13 protein-coding genes are annotated in these 16,018 nt (G+C 67.1%); 3 read left to right on the top strand and 10 right to left on the bottom strand.

Annotated features, from left to right (window positions below; translation table 11 throughout):
* Positions 1-32: 32 nt before the first annotated feature.
* From tldD to IEJ03_RS04870, 7 genes are all read right to left on the bottom strand, one after another.
* Positions 33-1,499 carry a metalloprotease TldD gene (tldD, locus tag IEJ03_RS04900; protein ID WP_192037188.1) on the bottom strand — a complete coding sequence of 489 codons (1,467 nt, stop codon included), beginning with the start codon at positions 1,497-1,499 and terminating at the stop codon, positions 33-35.
* On the bottom strand, positions 1,499-5,353 hold the full coding sequence (locus tag IEJ03_RS04895; protein WP_192036565.1) for a YhdP family protein: 3,855 nt from the start codon (positions 5,351-5,353) through the stop codon (positions 1,499-1,501). The genes tldD and IEJ03_RS04895 overlap by 1 nt, the downstream gene beginning before the upstream one ends.
* Before the next feature lie 10 nt (positions 5,354-5,363).
* On the bottom strand, positions 5,364-6,827 hold the full coding sequence (gene rng, locus IEJ03_RS04890) for a ribonuclease G (RefSeq protein ID WP_192036564.1): 1,464 nt from the start codon (positions 6,825-6,827) through the stop codon (positions 5,364-5,366).
* Positions 6,828-6,897: 70 nt separating this feature from the next.
* Positions 6,898-7,479, bottom strand: coding sequence for a Maf family protein (locus tag IEJ03_RS04885; RefSeq protein ID WP_192036563.1), 582 nt, complete (start codon positions 7,477-7,479; stop codon positions 6,898-6,900).
* A 31-nt stretch (positions 7,480-7,510) separates the two neighbouring features.
* Complete coding sequence (gene mreD / locus IEJ03_RS04880) at positions 7,511-7,990, bottom strand: rod shape-determining protein MreD (protein WP_192037187.1); 480 nt, start codon at positions 7,988-7,990, stop codon at positions 7,511-7,513.
* A gap of 8 nt (positions 7,991-7,998) precedes the next feature.
* Complete coding sequence (gene mreC, locus IEJ03_RS04875; RefSeq protein WP_192036562.1) at positions 7,999-8,853, bottom strand: rod shape-determining protein MreC; 855 nt, start codon at positions 8,851-8,853, stop codon at positions 7,999-8,001.
* A 76-nt stretch (positions 8,854-8,929) separates the two neighbouring features.
* Positions 8,930-9,967, bottom strand: coding sequence for a rod shape-determining protein (locus tag IEJ03_RS04870; protein WP_192036561.1), 1,038 nt, complete (start codon positions 9,965-9,967; stop codon positions 8,930-8,932).
* A 207-nt stretch (positions 9,968-10,174) separates the two neighbouring features.
* On the opposite strand from IEJ03_RS04870, the gene gatC reads away from it, so the two are divergent.
* From gatC to gatB, 3 genes are read left to right on the top strand one after another with little or no spacing between them, the layout of a single operon-like run.
* Positions 10,175-10,462, top strand: coding sequence for an Asp-tRNA(Asn)/Glu-tRNA(Gln) amidotransferase subunit GatC (gatC, locus tag IEJ03_RS04865; RefSeq protein ID WP_192036560.1), 288 nt, complete (start codon positions 10,175-10,177; stop codon positions 10,460-10,462).
* Between the two features lie 44 nt (positions 10,463-10,506).
* Complete coding sequence (gene gatA / locus IEJ03_RS04860; protein WP_192036559.1) at positions 10,507-11,967, top strand: Asp-tRNA(Asn)/Glu-tRNA(Gln) amidotransferase subunit GatA; 1,461 nt, start codon at positions 10,507-10,509, stop codon at positions 11,965-11,967.
* The gene (gatB, locus tag IEJ03_RS04855) at positions 11,967-13,421 is read left to right on the top strand and encodes an Asp-tRNA(Asn)/Glu-tRNA(Gln) amidotransferase subunit GatB (RefSeq protein WP_192037186.1); all 1,455 of its coding nucleotides are present in this window, start codon (positions 11,967-11,969) and stop codon (positions 13,419-13,421) included. Before gatA ends, gatB begins: the two co-directional genes overlap by 1 nt.
* A 131-nt stretch (positions 13,422-13,552) precedes the next feature.
* Here gatB and IEJ03_RS04850 read toward each other — a convergent pair whose 3' ends face one another.
* The 3 genes from IEJ03_RS04850 to IEJ03_RS04840 form a co-directional block, all read right to left on the bottom strand.
* Positions 13,553-13,723, bottom strand: a complete 171-nt coding sequence (locus IEJ03_RS04850; RefSeq protein ID WP_192036558.1) for a DUF6435 family protein — start codon at positions 13,721-13,723, stop codon at positions 13,553-13,555.
* Positions 13,724-13,966: 243 nt separating this feature from the next.
* Positions 13,967-14,542 (bottom strand): glycine zipper 2TM domain-containing protein, encoded by a 576-nt coding sequence (locus IEJ03_RS04845; protein ID WP_192036557.1) that lies wholly within the window; start codon positions 14,540-14,542, stop codon positions 13,967-13,969.
* A gap of 293 nt (positions 14,543-14,835) precedes the next feature.
* Positions 14,836-15,921: a spermidine/putrescine ABC transporter substrate-binding protein gene (locus IEJ03_RS04840; RefSeq protein ID WP_192036556.1), complete on the bottom strand. Its 1,086-nt coding sequence runs from the start codon at positions 15,919-15,921 to the stop codon at positions 14,836-14,838.
* Positions 15,922-16,018 lie beyond the last annotated feature (97 nt).

The following is a 16,018-nucleotide window of genomic DNA, read 5'->3' as shown; positions in this document are numbered from 1 at the left end:
GGGGCCGCTTGCGCCCCGGCTCGCGCCACCGATCACGAGTCGGTGCCGCCCACGGTCAGCTCGTCGAGCTTCAGGGTCGGCTGGCCGACCCCCACTGGCACGCCCTGACCTTCCTTGCCGCAGACCCCGACCCCGGTGTCGAGTTCGAGGTCATGACCGATCATCGAGACGCGCCCCATGGCCTCCGGGCCGTTGCCGATCAGGGTCGCGCCCTTGACCGGCGCGGTAATCCTGCCGTCCTCGATCAGGTAGGCTTCGCTTGCCGAGAACACGAACTTGCCCGAGGTGATGTCCACCTGGCCGCCGCCGAAGCTGACCGCGTAGATGCCCCGCTTGACGCTCTTGAGGATATCGGCGGGATCGTCCTGCCCGGCCAGCATGTAGGTATTGGTCATGCGCGGCATCGGCATATGGGCATAGGATTCGCGACGCGCGTTGCCGGTGGGCGCCATGCCCATCAGCCGCGCATTCAGCTTGTCCTGCATGTAGCCGGTGAGCACGCCATCCTCGATCAACGGCGTGTACTGCCCCGGGGTGCCCTCGTCGTCGATGCTCATCGAGCCACGCCGATCGCTCAGGGTGGCATCGTCGACCACCGTGACCCCGGGGGCGGCGACCCGCTCACCCATGCGGCCGGCGAAGGCCGAGCTGCCCTTGCGGTTAAAGTCCCCCTCGAGGCCGTGGCCCACCGCCTCGTGGAGCAGGATGCCCGGCCAGCCGGCGCCCAGCACCACCGGCAGCTGTCCGGCCGGCGCATCGATGGCCTCGAGGTTGACCAGCGCCTGGCGCACCGCCTCCTTGGCGAAGCGCTCGGGAGCGCCCTCGTCGCGCAGACGCGCCATCGGGTAGCGGCCGCCGCCGCCGGCACTGCCGCGCTCGCGACGCCCGTCGCGCACGGCGATGACGCTGACGTTGAGGCGCACCAGCGGGCGGATATCCGCACCCAGGGTGCCGTCGCTGGCGCGCACCAGCACGACTTCGTGCACGCCGGTCAGGGAGGCGCTGACCTGACTCACCGCCGGGTCTGCCGCTCGGGCGATGCGATCGGCTTCCTTGAGCATCGCGATCTTGTCTTCCGCGGAGAGGCCGGACAGGGGATCGATGCCCGCATAGCGGGGAGCGGCCGTGGCCAGCTGCGGAGCAGCCTGGGTCAGTCGGGCACCGCTGCGGGCGATGCCCGACGCGGTGCGCCCGGTCTCGACCAGCGCATCGGCACTGATCTGGTTGGAATAGGCGAAGCCGGTCTTCTCTCCGGCCATGGCGCGCACACCGACGCCGCCATCGATGTTGTAGCTGGCATCCTTGACCTCACCGTCTTCCAGCACCCAGCTTTCCTGCCAGCTGCGTTGAAAGTAGAGGTCGGCGAAGTCGACGCCCGGCCCCAAGGCATGGCCGAGCCCGGTATCGAGCGCCGCCAAGTCGAGGCCGCCGGGGGCCAGCAGGGTGCTGACGGCGCTGTCCAGCATGTCCTGTGAAGAGAGGTCGGAGGACTTGAGCATCATTCGGCACTTTCCAGAGCAATCCGCGGATCGGTCCAGGGACCTTGCACGCGGTAGTGAATTCGGGTCACGCGATCGATGGCACGACCGAAGAGGCGCTGGGCGAGGAAGACCGCCCCGCCGATGACCGGGCCACCGGTCACCAGCGCCGCCACCGGCAATGCCTGGGAGACCGGTACTGTGATCGCTAGATGCTGATCGAGTTCACGGCGCACCAGGTCGACCTGACCCTCGAGACTGAACTGCGTCGACGGCGCCTCGATCTGCACGGGACCGTGAGTCTCGAGAATCCCACCATACAGCGTTGCCCGGCCGTTGACACGATCGAAGGCCGTGCCCTGACCGGTGACATCGGAGAAATCCAGGCGCAGGCGGCGCAACAGGTTATCAAAGTTGAGCAGTCCCACCAGCTTGGCGGAGCCGGACTGCAGGTTGAGGAAGCGCCCCTCGCGTAGGGCCACCTCTAGACTGCCCCGGGAGCGCGCCAGCGCGAACTGCCAGGGCGCCCCGGGCCAGGCCAATTGCGAGGTGACCCGAGTCTCTTTGTTGCGGATCGGCACGTCCTGGCCCAGGGCGGCGAGCGCCGAGCCCAGATCGCCGCCATCCAGGCGCAGACGCGAGCGGGTCAGGCTCGAGGCCGCGCCGGCGGCCTCCCAAGTCAACTCGCCGCGGGCCGATACCTGACCGAGAGTCAGGCCGACCGGCGACAGCACCAGTTGGGAGGGCGAGGCCTGCCAGCCCAGAGTCAGGGGCCCCAGGCGAGTACCCAGCCGGTTAAGCTCGGCCACCCGCAGGCGACCGTCCGGCAGCGCCTCAAGCCACACCGGCAGCGGCGCCGGCTCGGGAGCGACGGCGACCTCCTCGAAAAGCTGCGTGGGGGCTTCGGGGGCCGGCCAGAGGCCATCCAGGGATAGCCGCTCGAGATCGATGTTGATCGGCCGTGGGTCGCGGGGCCGGTAGTCGGCCCGCCCCTTGGCGATACTGCCATCCAACGTCAGGCGCCATTGCTCGCCTGACTGCACCCTGGCATTCGCCTGCAGGGTACCGAGGCATCGCCCATTCAGTGACAGGCAGGCCGTGGACAGCTCGAGGGCGCGCAGCGGGCTGCCCGAACCGAATGGGCTCGGCCCGCTACTCGATGCGCTGCCCTGGGCACCGGCCAGGTCCCGCAGCGACAGGCCGGCGAGCGCCTCACTCCAGGGCGCGATGGCCAGCCGGCTGGTCTGCCACTGCGCCGACCAGCCGGGGCCGCGGGGCCAGTCGGGTTCCAGCGGCCAGCGCTCCAGCCACAGCTGCCCCTGATTGCCCAGCGGCGTGTCACGCCAGCGCAGCCGCGCCCGATCCCGCAGGGTCATCTGGCCTCGTCCACGGGCACTGTCGAGGGTCAGGCTCAGCGGCACCACCTGGCTGGCCGTCTTGCCGAAGGGCGCCGGCAGTTTCACGGCCAACCCCTCGAGCCGACTGTCGAGCATCACGGTCGGCGGTCGGCCATCGATCGGCATGCGCAAGGTATAGGGGAAATAGCCCTCGACCAGGGGCGCCAGGCCAGGCTGGTCGATCCACTCCAGGAGCCCACGCGGCAGCGCGCGGCCGCGCAGGGTCATGGTGCGCGCCTCGCCATCGAAATGCGCCCGCACGGGTCCGTCGAAGGCGCGGCCACCGAGCTCGCCCGAGAGCGCTCCCTGGCCCTCGCGATGGCGATAGGTCAGTTCGCCGTTCACCGCCAAGACCTCGAGCCCGAGGGGCGAGTAGCCGAGCCGGGAGGCATCGACGCGGGCGTTGACTTCGAGCGCCAGGGCCTGCGGCGACTCGAGGGGCAGCGTCAGCGCCACGTCGCCGGCAAGGCTGCCCTGGCTCGTGATGCTTTCCCGGTCGATGTCCAGGCCGGGGATGGCTGCCAGCAGGTCGAAGAGTGCCGCGGTGTCGCCCGAGGCCTGACTCGCCACCTCGAGACGCTCGTCGATCAGGCTGACCGTCGCCTCACGGGCCTCGAGTCCAATCAGGCTGGCCGACTCGACATCGGCCGACAGCCGCTGGTTCTCGAGGCGCAGCTGCCCCCTGACGCCCTCGAGGGCCGGCCAGCCGGGGGCGAACGGCAGGGTGCCATCGCGGATATCCAGTACGAGCGACAGGCCCAGGTCCTCGGCGCGTAGCTTGTCGCCAAGCGGCAGCTCGAGGGACAGCCGGCCCTCATCGACGTATCCCGCCACCCCGCGGCCCAGCCAGTCGGTGAGGGCCGGCGGCAGCGCCTTGACCGGCAGCCAGTCGAGGAGATCGACGCCCGTGGCGTCGACATCGGCAAAGGCCAGGTCAAGCGCCAACTGCCCCCGCGTCGGCCGGCCTGCCTCGAGGTCGAAGCGGCCTGTCACCGGCGCGTCGCGCCAGGTCACCGCCAGGTCACGCCCAGTGACGCTGACCCCTTCGTCCCGATAGGCCCAACTCACCTCGCCGGAGGCCTGTGACAGCGCCATCGGCGCCTCGAAGACCGTCGGGAAATAGAGGGAGGCCCCTTCTCCCTTGCTGTCGACGAAGCGAATGGTGCCGGAGAGACCCTCGGCCTCGACCCAGGCATCCAGAGGACCGCCTCCTGGCGCCCCCCGCCAGGGATCGACGGAGACCTCCTTAAGCTCGGCATAGGCGCGCCAGTGATCATTGCGCTGCCCCACCTTGAGGCCGGCGACCCGTCCTCGCGGGGACAGTCGGGTCAGCACCCGCTCGAGGCCTTCCGGCAGGGGGACACGTTCGCGCCAGGCCGACAGGGCCGTCAGATCGAAGGCATCGGTGGTCAGCCACCAGCCTTCGGCGTCGCCGCGGACCTGCCAGTGCCTGGGCAGCGGCGAGCTACCGGCCTCGGCACCATCGCCACTCACCGCCGCCTGGGCATCGCCATAGGTGTTCAGCCAGGCCTGCCAGCCCTCCTCGCCTCGCAGCCACTGGCCGGTGACACGGATAGCCTCGAGATCCAGCGGCTGGCGCTCATGACTCAGGCGAAGCCTGGGGACCTCCACATCCAGGCGCACATCCTCCAGAGCACCGTGTCGCCAGCGCCCCCAAAGCCGTGCCTCACCGCTCGCCTCCTCGACGCTGAGCGGATCATCGCGGCTGAGCACGCCGGCCAGCTCCACCAGGTCATCGAGTTCCATGTGAGCCTGAAGGGCGGCATTGAAGTCTGCGAGCCCGCCCTGGCCCGGCAATACCTCCAGCACCGCGGTCAGGGCCGCATCGGGATTGTCGGCCACGTGCAACTGGCCCTCGATATGGGCACGACCGGCCTCGCCGGCCATCAGCAGGCGGGGCGCCTCGAACGCCAGGCGACGATCGAGGCCGTGCAGCACCACCCGCACGTCCTCGATTTCCACCCGCTGACGCAGCAGCACACCCACCCAGTAATCGAGGCGCTCGAGGCTAAACTGCCCATCGGGCACGATCTCCGGCGGCAGCTCGGCGGGCTGCGGCCAGTGCCAGCTGCGATCCGGATGCTGGTAGAGGTGGACGGTAACGCCGCCGATGGTGGCGCCCTCGACCCGAGGCACTCCCCCCAGCAGGCTGCCCGCACTGTCCAGGCTCAGGCGCGCCTGCTCGAGCTCGAGCAGGGGCCGCGCCGGCTCGGCGCGGGAGGTCAGGGTCAGCGCCTCTAGGGAGAGCGTCGGGTCGAGGCCGTGAAAGCCGGCCGAGAGTCGTCCCATCGACAGCTCGGCATCGAAGCGCCCGGAGAGCAGGGACTCGAGCTCGGGGCGAAAGCGATCGAGCTCGCCGGCCGCCAGGCGCAGGGTCAGCAGCAACATGGCGAGCAAGGCCAGCAGGACGGCGAGAGTGGTCAGTGCCCAGCGCAGCAGGAGGCGAAACGGGCTCATGGCACGCCTCCTACATCAGCACGATATCGTACTGTTCCTGGGAATAGTGGGCTTCCACCTGGAAACGAATGGTCTTGCCGATGAAGACTTCCAGATCGGCGACAGAGGATGACTCCTCGTCGAGCAGGCGGTCGACCACCGCCTGAGCGGCCAGCACCATGTAGGTCTCGGCGCTGTAGGCGCGGTCCTCGCGCAGGATCTCGCGGAAGATCTCGTAGCACACCGACTCCGGCGTCTTGAGGGTGCCGCGCCCATGGCAGACCGGACAGGCCTCGCACAGGGTCTGCTCGAGGCTCTCCCGGGTGCGCTTGCGAGTCAGCTGCACCAGGCCCAGCTCGGTGACGCCGGTGCACTTGGTCTTGGCATGATCGCGCTCCAGCGATTTCTCGAGCATGCGCAGCACCTGGCGCTGATGCTCGGGATCTTCCATGTCGATGAAGTCGATGATGATGATGCCGCCGAGGTTTCTTAGCCTCAGTTGGCGCGCGATCGCCGTGGCGGCCTCGAGGTTGGTCTTGAAGATCGTCTCCTCGAGGTTGCGATGGCCGACATAGCCGCCGGTGTTGACGTCGATGGTGGTCATCGCCTCGGTGGGATCGATCACCAGATAGCCCCCCGATTTCAGCTGTACCTTGCGCCCCAGGGCCTTCTGGATCTCGTCCTCGACGCTGTAGAGATCGAAGATCGGCCGCTCGCCGGGGTAATACTCGATGCGCGACTCGCTGCCGGGCATGAACTCGCCAGCGAACTCGACCAGCTTCTGGTAATTCTCCCGGGAGTCGATGCGCACCCGCTCGATCTCGTCACGCATCACGTCTCGCAGGGTGCGGATGAACAGCGGCAGGTCGTCGTAGATCACGCTAGGAATGCCGGCGGTATGCTTGCGCTCGCTGACCTTGCGCCACAGCCGCAGCAGAAAGTGCATGTCGGCGAAGAGCTCGTCTCGGCTCACCCCCTCGGCGGCGGTGCGGATGATGAAGCCGCCGGTGACCTCGATCTCCTGCTCCGCCTGACAGGCCTCGGTCAGCTGACGCAGCCGCTCCCGCTCGCCTTCATCCTCGATGCGCTGGGAGACGCCGTTATGGGGCGAATCCGGCATGTAGACCAGGTAGCGGGAGGGCACCGACAGATGAGTCGTCAGCCGCGCGCCCTTGGAACCGATCGGGTCCTTGGTGGCTTGGACGACCAGCGGCTGGCCTTCCTGGAGCAGCTGGCTGATCGACACCTGTTGATCGGGCGGAGTATGGGGCGCCATCACCTCGTGGGCATGGATGAAGGCCGCGCGCTCGATGCCGATATCGACGAAAGCGGCCTGCATGCCGGGCAGCACCCGCACCACCTTGCCCCGATAGATATTGCCGACGATGCCCCGCCGCCCGCTGCGCTCGATGAAGGCCTCCTGCAGGACGCCGTTCTCGACCACGGCCACGCGCGTTTCCATGGGCGTCAGATTGATCAGTACTTCGCCGCTCATGCGGGATTCCTTCACCATTAGCTCATACGAGTATTATGACACAGCTCACCGCTCACTCATTCACAGGCGCTTATTCACACGGGCTCATCCACAGCGGAACGCCCTGTCGCGCCAGCAGCTCGGCGGTCTCATACAGCGGCAGACCCACCACGGCGCTGTGACTGCCCTCGATATGGGACACGAACACCGCCGCCCGGCCCTGAATGCCGTACCCGCCTGCCTTGTCCCGGGGCTCGCCGGTGGCCCAGTAGGCGGCAGCCTCGACGGGGCTGATCTCGCGAAGGGTCACCCGCGTCGTCACACAGACATCCAGCATCCCCTGCGGGCCGCTCACCGCCACGCCGGTCAGCACCTCATGGGTGGTGCCGGAGAGCGATGCCAGCATCTCAAGGGCATGGGCGCGATCGCGAGGCTTGCCGAGGATCTCGCCGTCGAGCACCACCGCGGTGTCCGATCCGAGCACCGGCAGCGCGGAGAGCGCCGCACCGGCGCTCGCCTTCTCCCGGGCCAGGCGGCAGACATAGTCACGGGGCGCCTCCCCCAGTCCCGGCGTCTCGTCGATATCGACCGGGCGCACCTCGCAGTCGACGTCGATCGAGGCCAAGAGTTCACGACGGCGCGGGGACGCCGACGCCAGACACAGGGTGGCCATGAATGCCTCCTGATCAGTGACAGGCTTCCCGTCAGGACACGGCAAGGCGACGACGCAGGGCCTGCAGCATGGTGAACAGCCAGGGCCACAGGATGGCGCCGATCAATGACGGCAGCAGGAAGGCCAGATGGATGGAAAAGGGGCCGAACAGGGTCATCAGCCACTGCTTGATCAACTGCACGATGCCCAGCAGCACCACGATCAGCACCGCCTGCTGGACCAGCGAATAGGCGCGCAGCCGCTGATAGACTAGGGCGACCAGGAAGGCCAGCAGCGACAGGGCCAGGGCATTCAGCCCCAGTGGCGAGCCCTCGATCAGGTCGAGCAGGATCCCCAGCACGAAACCGTGGAAGACCCCGATGCGCTGGGGCATCACCATGCACCAGTAGACCAGCATCAGGCCCAGCCAGTCGGGGCGCCACATCAACCATTGATCGGCCAGCGGCATGACCTGCAGGCACAGCGCCAGCAGCAGGGTCGACCACACCAGCAGGTATCCGCGCAGTCCCATGGCAACCATCAGGGCATCAGCTCCTTGGGCAGGGGGTCGAGGGCGAAATCGTGGGTCCACAGCGCATCACCGGCGGCGACATCGACCTCCGGGGGAAACAGCAGCAAAAAGTGACGCGCCCGCTGCAGCTTCGCCACCGGCGCGGCCTTCACCGTCGCGAAGGGCTCGCCCGGGTCGTGGGTCACCTCGCTGACACGTGCCACCGGGTAGCCGACCGGGAAACGCCCGGCGAGCCCCGAGGACACCAGCAGATCGTTCTCGCGGATATCGGCGGTATCGGGGACATGCAGCACGCTCATGGCATCGAAACGCCCCGTGCCCTGGACGATGAAACGCAGCCCGTTGCGGTTCACCTGCACCGGCATCGCATGATTGGCATCGGCGACCATCAGCACCCGACTCGAGTAGGCGGACACCGAGGTGACCTGCCCCACCAGACCGGAGGCATCCATCACCGGCTGCCCCACATAGACGCCGTCGCGACGGCCACGATCGATGACCATCTGATGGGTAAAGGGATCGGAATCCAGCGACAGCAGCTCGGCGGTGAGGAAGGGCATCTCGTCGTGCCGGGTGGCGTTGAGGAGTTCCCTCAACCGCACGTTCTCGGCGGTCAGGCTGGCCATGCGCTGGACACGATGCGAGAGCGTCAGCAACTGCTGACGAAGGCGACGGTTCTCGTCCACCAGGGCGCGCTGATCCGACACGGCAAGGGAGCCCCAGGTCAGGACATCACTGGGCAGGCTGACCAGCCATTGGATCGGGGCCACCACGGTCGATAACTGGGCCCGCAGGGCTTCGACCCGTGACAACTGTTGTTCCGTGAACATCAGCGCCAGCGCCAGCACCGCACACAGCAGCATGCGGTAGCCGGGCACTGAAGCGTGCGTGAACAGCGGTTTGATAAGCGATCCCCCGGGTCACGGTCTAGCGAACGGATCAGTCGCTGGAGAGTAGCTCGAAGGTGTGCTGATCGATCATTTCCAGCGCCTTGCCGCCACCGCGCGCCACACAGGTCAGCGGGTCCTCGGCGACGATCACCGGCAGACCGGTTTCCTCGGAAATGAGCTTGTCCAGATCGCGCAGCAGGGCACCACCGCCGGTCAGCACCAGGCCTCGCTCGGCGATGTCCGAGGCGAGCTCGGGGGGCGATTGTTCGAGGGCGCTCTTCACCGCGGTGACGATGGCCGCCAGGGTCTCCTGGAGCGCATCGAGTATCTCATGGGAGTTGAGCGTGAAGCTGCGCGGAATACCTTCGGCCAGGTTGCGGCCGCGCACGTCGATCTCGCGCAGCTCGCCGCCCGGATAGGCACAGCCGATCTCCTCCTTGATCCGCTCGGCGGTCGCCTCGCCGATCAGGCTGCCATAGTGACGGCGCACATAGGCAGTGATGGCCTCGTCGAAGCGGTCGCCGCCGACCCGGATCGATTCCGAGTAGACCACGCCGTTAAGCGAGATGATGGCGATTTCGCTGGTACCGCCGCCGATATCGACGACCATCGAGCCCTGAGCCTCCTCGACCGGCAGGCCGGCACCGATGGCGGCCGCCATCGGCTCTTCGATCAGGAACACCTCGCGGGCGCCGGCGCCCTCGGCGGATTCCTTGATCGCGCGACGCTCGACCTGGGTCGACATGCAGGGCACGCAGACCAGCACCCGCGGACTCGGGGTCAGGAAGGTGCTCTGGTGCACCTTGCGGATGAAGTGCTGAAGCATCTGCTCGGTCACGGTGAAATCGGCGATCACGCCATCCTTCATCGGCCGGATGGCGGTGATGTTGCCCGGCGTACGGCCCAGCATGCGCTTGGCGTCGATACCGACGGCAGCCACGCTGCGCATGTTGCCCGATTGGCGAATCGCCACCACGGAAGGCTCGTCGAGCACGATGCCCCGTCCGCGAACATAGATCAGCGTGTTGGCCGTACCCAGATCGATCGAAAGATCGCTGGAGAACAGCCCACGTAAACGTTTAAACATGGAAGTCTTTCACCTAGTGCAGACCGGAACCCTGTGCGGAGGCAAACGGTATCATCGCGGCTGTATTGCAGCAAGCTGCATCGGGGCGGGCGCCTGGACGTCAAGTCCTGCCAGTCGCCCCAGGATATGGTACATTTCGCGGTTATTTCCCGCGGCAGACGCCTGCTCGGTGCCGCCACCACGATCCATGCTCAAGGGATATTCACCATGGCGCTTGAACCGCAAGACGTGCAGCGCGCGGCCCACCTGGCCCGCCTGGGCCTCGATGAAACCGAGGCCAACCGCTATGTCGACGACCTGACCCGCATTCTTAAGATGGTCGACCAGCTTCAGGCGGTCGACACCGACGGCGTGGCGCCCCTGGCGCACCCGCTGGACGCCACCCAGCGCCTGCGTGCCGACGAGGTCACCGAGACCGACCAGCGCGAGCGCTTCCAGCAGAACGCCCCCGCGGTCGAGAGCGGCCTCTACCTGGTGCCCCGCGTCGTCGAATGAGCCCTGCTCGCTGCCTGAATGCCTCATCTGGAGCCAAGCCTCACATGCATGACATGACCCTGACCGAGCTTGCCCGCGCCCTCGAGGCCGGCGAGTTCACCAGTCGCCAATTGACCGAATCGCTGCTCGCGCGTATCGAGCGCCTCGACGGCGAGCTCAACAGCTTCATCAGCGTGACCGCCGAGCAGGCGCTGGCCGCCGCCGATGCCGCCGATGCCGCCCGTGCTCGCGGCGAAGCCGGCCCGCTCACCGGCCTGCCCCTGGCCCTGAAGGACATCTTCTGCACCCAGGACGTGAAGACCAGCTGCGGCTCGAAGATGCTCGACAACTTCGTCGCGCCCTATGACGCCCACGTGGTCGAGAAGCTAAAGGCCGCCGGCACCGTGAGTCTTGGCAAGACCAACATGGACGAGTTCGCCATGGGCTCCTCCAACGAGAACAGCCACTACGGTCCGGTGAAGAATCCCTGGGATCTCGCGGCCGTGCCCGGCGGCAGCTCCGGCGGCAGCGCCGCGGCCGTGGCCGCCGGCCTGGTGCCGGCGGCACTGGGTACCGACACCGGCGGCTCGATCCGCCAGCCGGCCGCCTTCTGCGGCATCACCGGGCTGAAGCCCACCTATGGCCGGGTGTCCCGCTACGGCATGGTGGCCTACGCATCGAGCCTCGACCAGGGCGGCCCCATGGCCCGCACCGCCGAGGACTGCGCGCTGCTGCTCAGCGCCATCGCCGGCCACGACCTGCGCGATTCCACCAGCGTGGCCCGCGGCGTGCCCGACTATCGCGCCGAACTGGGCGCCTCGCTGTCCGGCCTCAAGATCGGCCTGCCCAAGGAGTACTTCGGCGACGGCCTGGACCCTGCCGTGGAGACCGCCATCCGCGAGGCGGTCAAGGTCTACGAGTCCCTGGGCGCCACCGTGCAGGAAGTCAGCCTCCCGCACACCCATCACGCCATCCCGGCCTACTACGTCATCGCCCCGGCCGAGGCGTCCTCGAACCTGTCCCGCTTCGACGGCGTGCGCTTCGGCCATCGCTGCGACGCGCCCACGGATCTCGAAGATCTCTACAAGCGCTCCCGCGCCGAAGGCTTCGGTGACGAGGTCAAGCGCCGCATCCTGATCGGTACTCACACCCTCTCCGAAGGCTTCTTCGACGCCTACTACAAGAAGGCCCAGCAGGTCCGCCGCCTGATCCGCCAGGACTTCATGGACGCCTTCGAGGAGGTCGACGTGCTGATGGGCCCGTCGACGCCGACGCCCGCCTTTGACCTGGGCGCCAACAAGGACCCGGTGTCCATGTACTTGCAGGACATCTACACCATTGCCATCAACCTGGCGGGCATCCCCGGCATCAGCGTGCCGGCAGGCAACATCGATGGCCGCCCTGTGGGCCTGCAGATCCTCGGCCCACACTTCGCCGAATCACAGCTGCTCAACGTCGCCCACCAGTTCCAGCAGGTCACCGACTGGCACCAGCAACGCCCGGCCTTCGGCAAGGAGAACGCATGATGCAATGGGAAACCGTGATCGGCCTCGAGGTCCACGTCCAGCTGGCCACCCGCTCGAAGATCTTCTCCGGGGCCTCCACCGCCTTCGGCGCCGAGCCCAACAGCCAGGCCTGTGCCGTTGACCTGGGCCTGCCCGGGGTACTGCCGGTGCTCAACGAATCCGCCGTGGCCATGGCGGTACAGTTCGGGCTGGGCATCGACGCCGAGATTCCCGAGGTCTCGATCTTCGATCGCAAGAACTACTTCTACCCGGACCTGCCCAAGGGCTACCAGACCAGCCAGATGTATCACCCGATCGTCGGGCCGGGCGAGGTCGAGATCACCCTCGATGACGGCGAGACCAAGCGCATCCGGGTGCATCACGCCCACCTCGAGGAAGACGCCGGCAAGTCCCTGCACGAAGACTTCCACGGCATGACCGGGGTCGACCTGAACCGTGCCGGCACGCCGCTTCTGGAGATCGTCTCCGAGCCCGACATGCGCTCCGCCAAGGAAGCCGCGGCCTACCTGAAGGCGATTCACTCCATCGTCACCTACCTCGGCATTTCGGACGGCAACATGGCCGAGGGCTCGATGCGCTGTGACGTCAACGTCTCGGTGCGCCCCAAGGGCCAGGAGGCCTTCGGCACCCGCGCCGAAATCAAGAACGTCAACTCCTTCCGCTTCGTCGAGCGCGCCATCGCCTTCGAGGTCGAGCGCCAGGTCGAGCTACTCGAGGACGGCGGCAAGGTGGTGCAGGAAACCCGCCTGTACGACCCCGAGGCCGACGAGACCCGCAGCATGCGCACCAAGGAGGAGGCCAACGACTACCGTTACTTCCCCTGCCCCGACCTGCTGCCGGTGGTGCTCGATGATGCCTACGTGGATCATCTGCGCACCTCGCTGCCCGAACTGCCCGCCGAGAAGCGCGCCCGTTTCCAGGATAAGCTGGGGCTGTCCGCTTACGATGCCGGCGTGCTCTCGGCAACCCGCGCCATGGCCGACTTCTTCGAGGGCGTGAAGGACGTCTGCGGCGATGCCAAGCTGGCCGCCAACTGGGTGCAGGGCGAATTCGCCGGCCGCCTCAACAAGGAAGGCCTGGAGATCGCCTCGAGCCCGGTGTCGGCCGCCCAGCTCGGCGAGCTGGTGGCCCGGGTCAAGGATGAGACCATCAACGGCAAGGCCGCCAAGCAGGTCTTCGCCGCACTGTGGGACGGTGAGGGCGACTCCGCCGATGCGATCATCGAGGCCCGCGGCCTCAAGCAGGTCACCGACACCGGCGCCATCGAGGCGATGATCGATCAGGTGATCGCCGACAGCCCGGTGCAGGTCGCTCAGTATCGCGATGCCGAACCGGAGAAGCGCGGCAAGATGATCGGCTACTTCGTCGGCCAGGTCATGAAGGCCTCCCGCGGCACCGCCAACCCCCAGCAGGTCAACGGCCTGCTCAAGGAGAAGCTCGACGCCCTGTGCTGAGGCCCCTGTGCTGAAGCCTCAGTGGCACCGAGCGCCAGCTCACACCAGGCGTGGCTCGACTCCTAACGTACGACGCCCCCTTCACAGGGGGCGTCGTCGTATCGGGCGGTGGCCCCTTCCATCAGCCCCGGTCAAGCGCTCTTGTGCTTCTCGATCTCCTCGCGCAGCGCTTCCGCCTCGGCGGTCAAGGAGGCATTGGCATGCATGTCGCCATTGCGAGCGGCTTCCATGGCCTGCTCGAGCTTGCGCTCATAGGCCTTCTGCAGCTTCTTGGTCGGGTCGTTCCTGAAGATCCCAAACATGGCGTCGCTCCTGAAGGAAGGTACCCGCAGACTACGCCAATTTATGCACAATATCGATACAGGAGTTGTACATAGCCACCCCTTCCCGACGCCACTGTTCGACCATTCCCCTAGACGGGTCGAACCCACGGCCACCACCTTCGCGGGACGGGACGCCAGACATGGTGTGCGCATGGCCGCTGGCCAACCGCAGGGGAAAGATCGCGCCGGTCTCAGGCGGAGGCCGGCGCAGGGGCGATGGGCCTAGCCTTGAGAGGCGGCCTGAGGCTTGGCCTGGCCGGCATGCCACTGGGGCTGGCCGTTCTGCATCAGCACCCGGTCGCCCTGGGGCGCCTCATCGAGGCGGGCGCTGAAGACCTGACCGTCGAGACGGTATTCCACGTCATACCCCAGGTGCTCCTGACGGGTATCGGTGACGGTGTGGCACTCTTGCCGGGTCGTCGTGGTGGTCTGGCCGGATTCGATACGCCCCTGCACCTCGCGGCCGGCGAGGCCACCGCCCACGGCACCGGCCACGGTAGCGATCTTCTTGCCGCTGCCGCCGCCGACCTGGTTGCCGAGCAGGCCGCCGACGATGGCGCCGGCGGCGGTGCCGATGATGCGATTCGGGTCGCGACTCGGCGTCTGCTGGCTGACCACCACATTTTCACAGACCTCCCGCGGGGTCTCGACGGTACGGGTGGCCGCCTCGACCTGCAGGATGTCGGCATAGACCGGCTCGGGTGGCTGGGCAAAGTTGCTGACCTGATAGGCACCGACCGCCAGGCCCCCCAGGCCAAACACGGACAGGGTGCTACCGATCACGATGGACTTGTTCATCACTTGTTCCTCAAACACGACAAAGAGTCGGCTCGGGGGAATCCGGGAGTCGGATTCATGCCCCTGGGCACGCGTTGGCGCCAGGCGAGGTGACAGGGAGGGATGAGACGCGAGACTCGGGCGACGTCCTGCCGCTTTCGAGTCGGAGACGGACGGAGTATAGCGCAGGGGCCGCGGCCGAGACATGGGTCACGCGGCCCCTGCGGAGAACTTCCACGAAAGTTTTCACAGTTGTCGAGGGCCGTCGCCGTCTGACGACGCCCTCACGCCCGGTAGCCCGGGCCGACGCCGGATCAGCGAGCCTGCACCTCCGACCACAGCTGCTGGAAGATCTGCAGCTCGTCGCCTGAAAGGCTCGGGATGAAACGCAGGCGCGCCATGTCGTCGTCGCTTGGCTGCACCGGCGGCTGAGTCAGCACCTCATCGAGGTAGGGCGCGGCGGCGGCGTTGGGGCTCGCGTAGTAGTTGTAGTTCGACAGCTGAGCGCCGACCTCGGCCTCGAGCAGGAAGTCGATGAAGGCATGGGCGAGCTCGGGGTTCGGCGCCTCGGCGGGGATCATCATGGTATCGACCCACATTTCCGCCCCTTCATCGGGAATCATGAAGGCGGTATCGGCGAAGCCCTCGGGATCCTCGTCCTTGAAGGCCAGGTAATCGCCGTTGAAGCTCATCGCCGCATGCACCACCCCGCGGGACAACTGCTGCAGCGCCGGGGTGCCGTCGGTGAAGCCGCTGAAGGTATCGCGACTCTTGGTCTCGATCAAAAGCTTCGCCGCCTCTCGCCAGGCATCCAGGCCGGTGCAGTCATAGCCATGGCCGAGATAGGCGCAGGCCCCTCCCATGGTCACCTGGCCATCGCCCGCGACCGCGAAAGGATGTGCCGGGTTCTGGTCCGCCTCGAACAGCAGCGACCAGCTCTTCGGCGCCTCGGGAAAGGTCTCGGTGTTGTAGATGATGCCGGTGGTTCCCCACTGATAGGGCACGCTGTAGTCCCCGCCCGGGTCATAGCCCGGGTTCTGGAAGGTGGCCATGACGTTGTCCAGTTGCTCGAGCCGCGACTTGTCCAGCGGCTGCACCAGGCCGGTCTCGATCAGGCGCGGCACATAGTAGTTGGACGGCACGATCACGTCGTACTGGGACACCCCGCCGGCATTGAGCTTGGCCATCATCTCCGGCAGCGAGTTGAAGTAGTTCTGCACCACCTCGACGTCATAGCGCTCCTCGAAGGCCTCGATGATCGCCGGGTCCATGTACTCGGTCCAGTTGAACAGATAGAGCTTGTCGTCGGCGGCCTGGGCGCCGCCGGCCAGCAGCAGGCCGGTCAGCGCGCCGGCGAGCCGGGCCGGACGACGGACGGAACGAAGAAGCGAGTGAGACATGCGAGGCTCTCCTGGGCAGTGAATAAGCAAGTGATAGAACAGGTCATGACGATAGATGAGGGGAGGCGGCATGTCGCGGCCTCCTGTCATGGCAACG

The organism is Halomonas sp. YLGW01, from assembly GCF_014840935.1.
In the GTDB taxonomy this organism is placed as follows: Bacteria; Pseudomonadota; Gammaproteobacteria; order Pseudomonadales; family Halomonadaceae; genus Onishia.
Note: the sequence above shows the minus strand (reverse complement) of the source record. Positions and strands in the feature narration are given on the sequence as shown.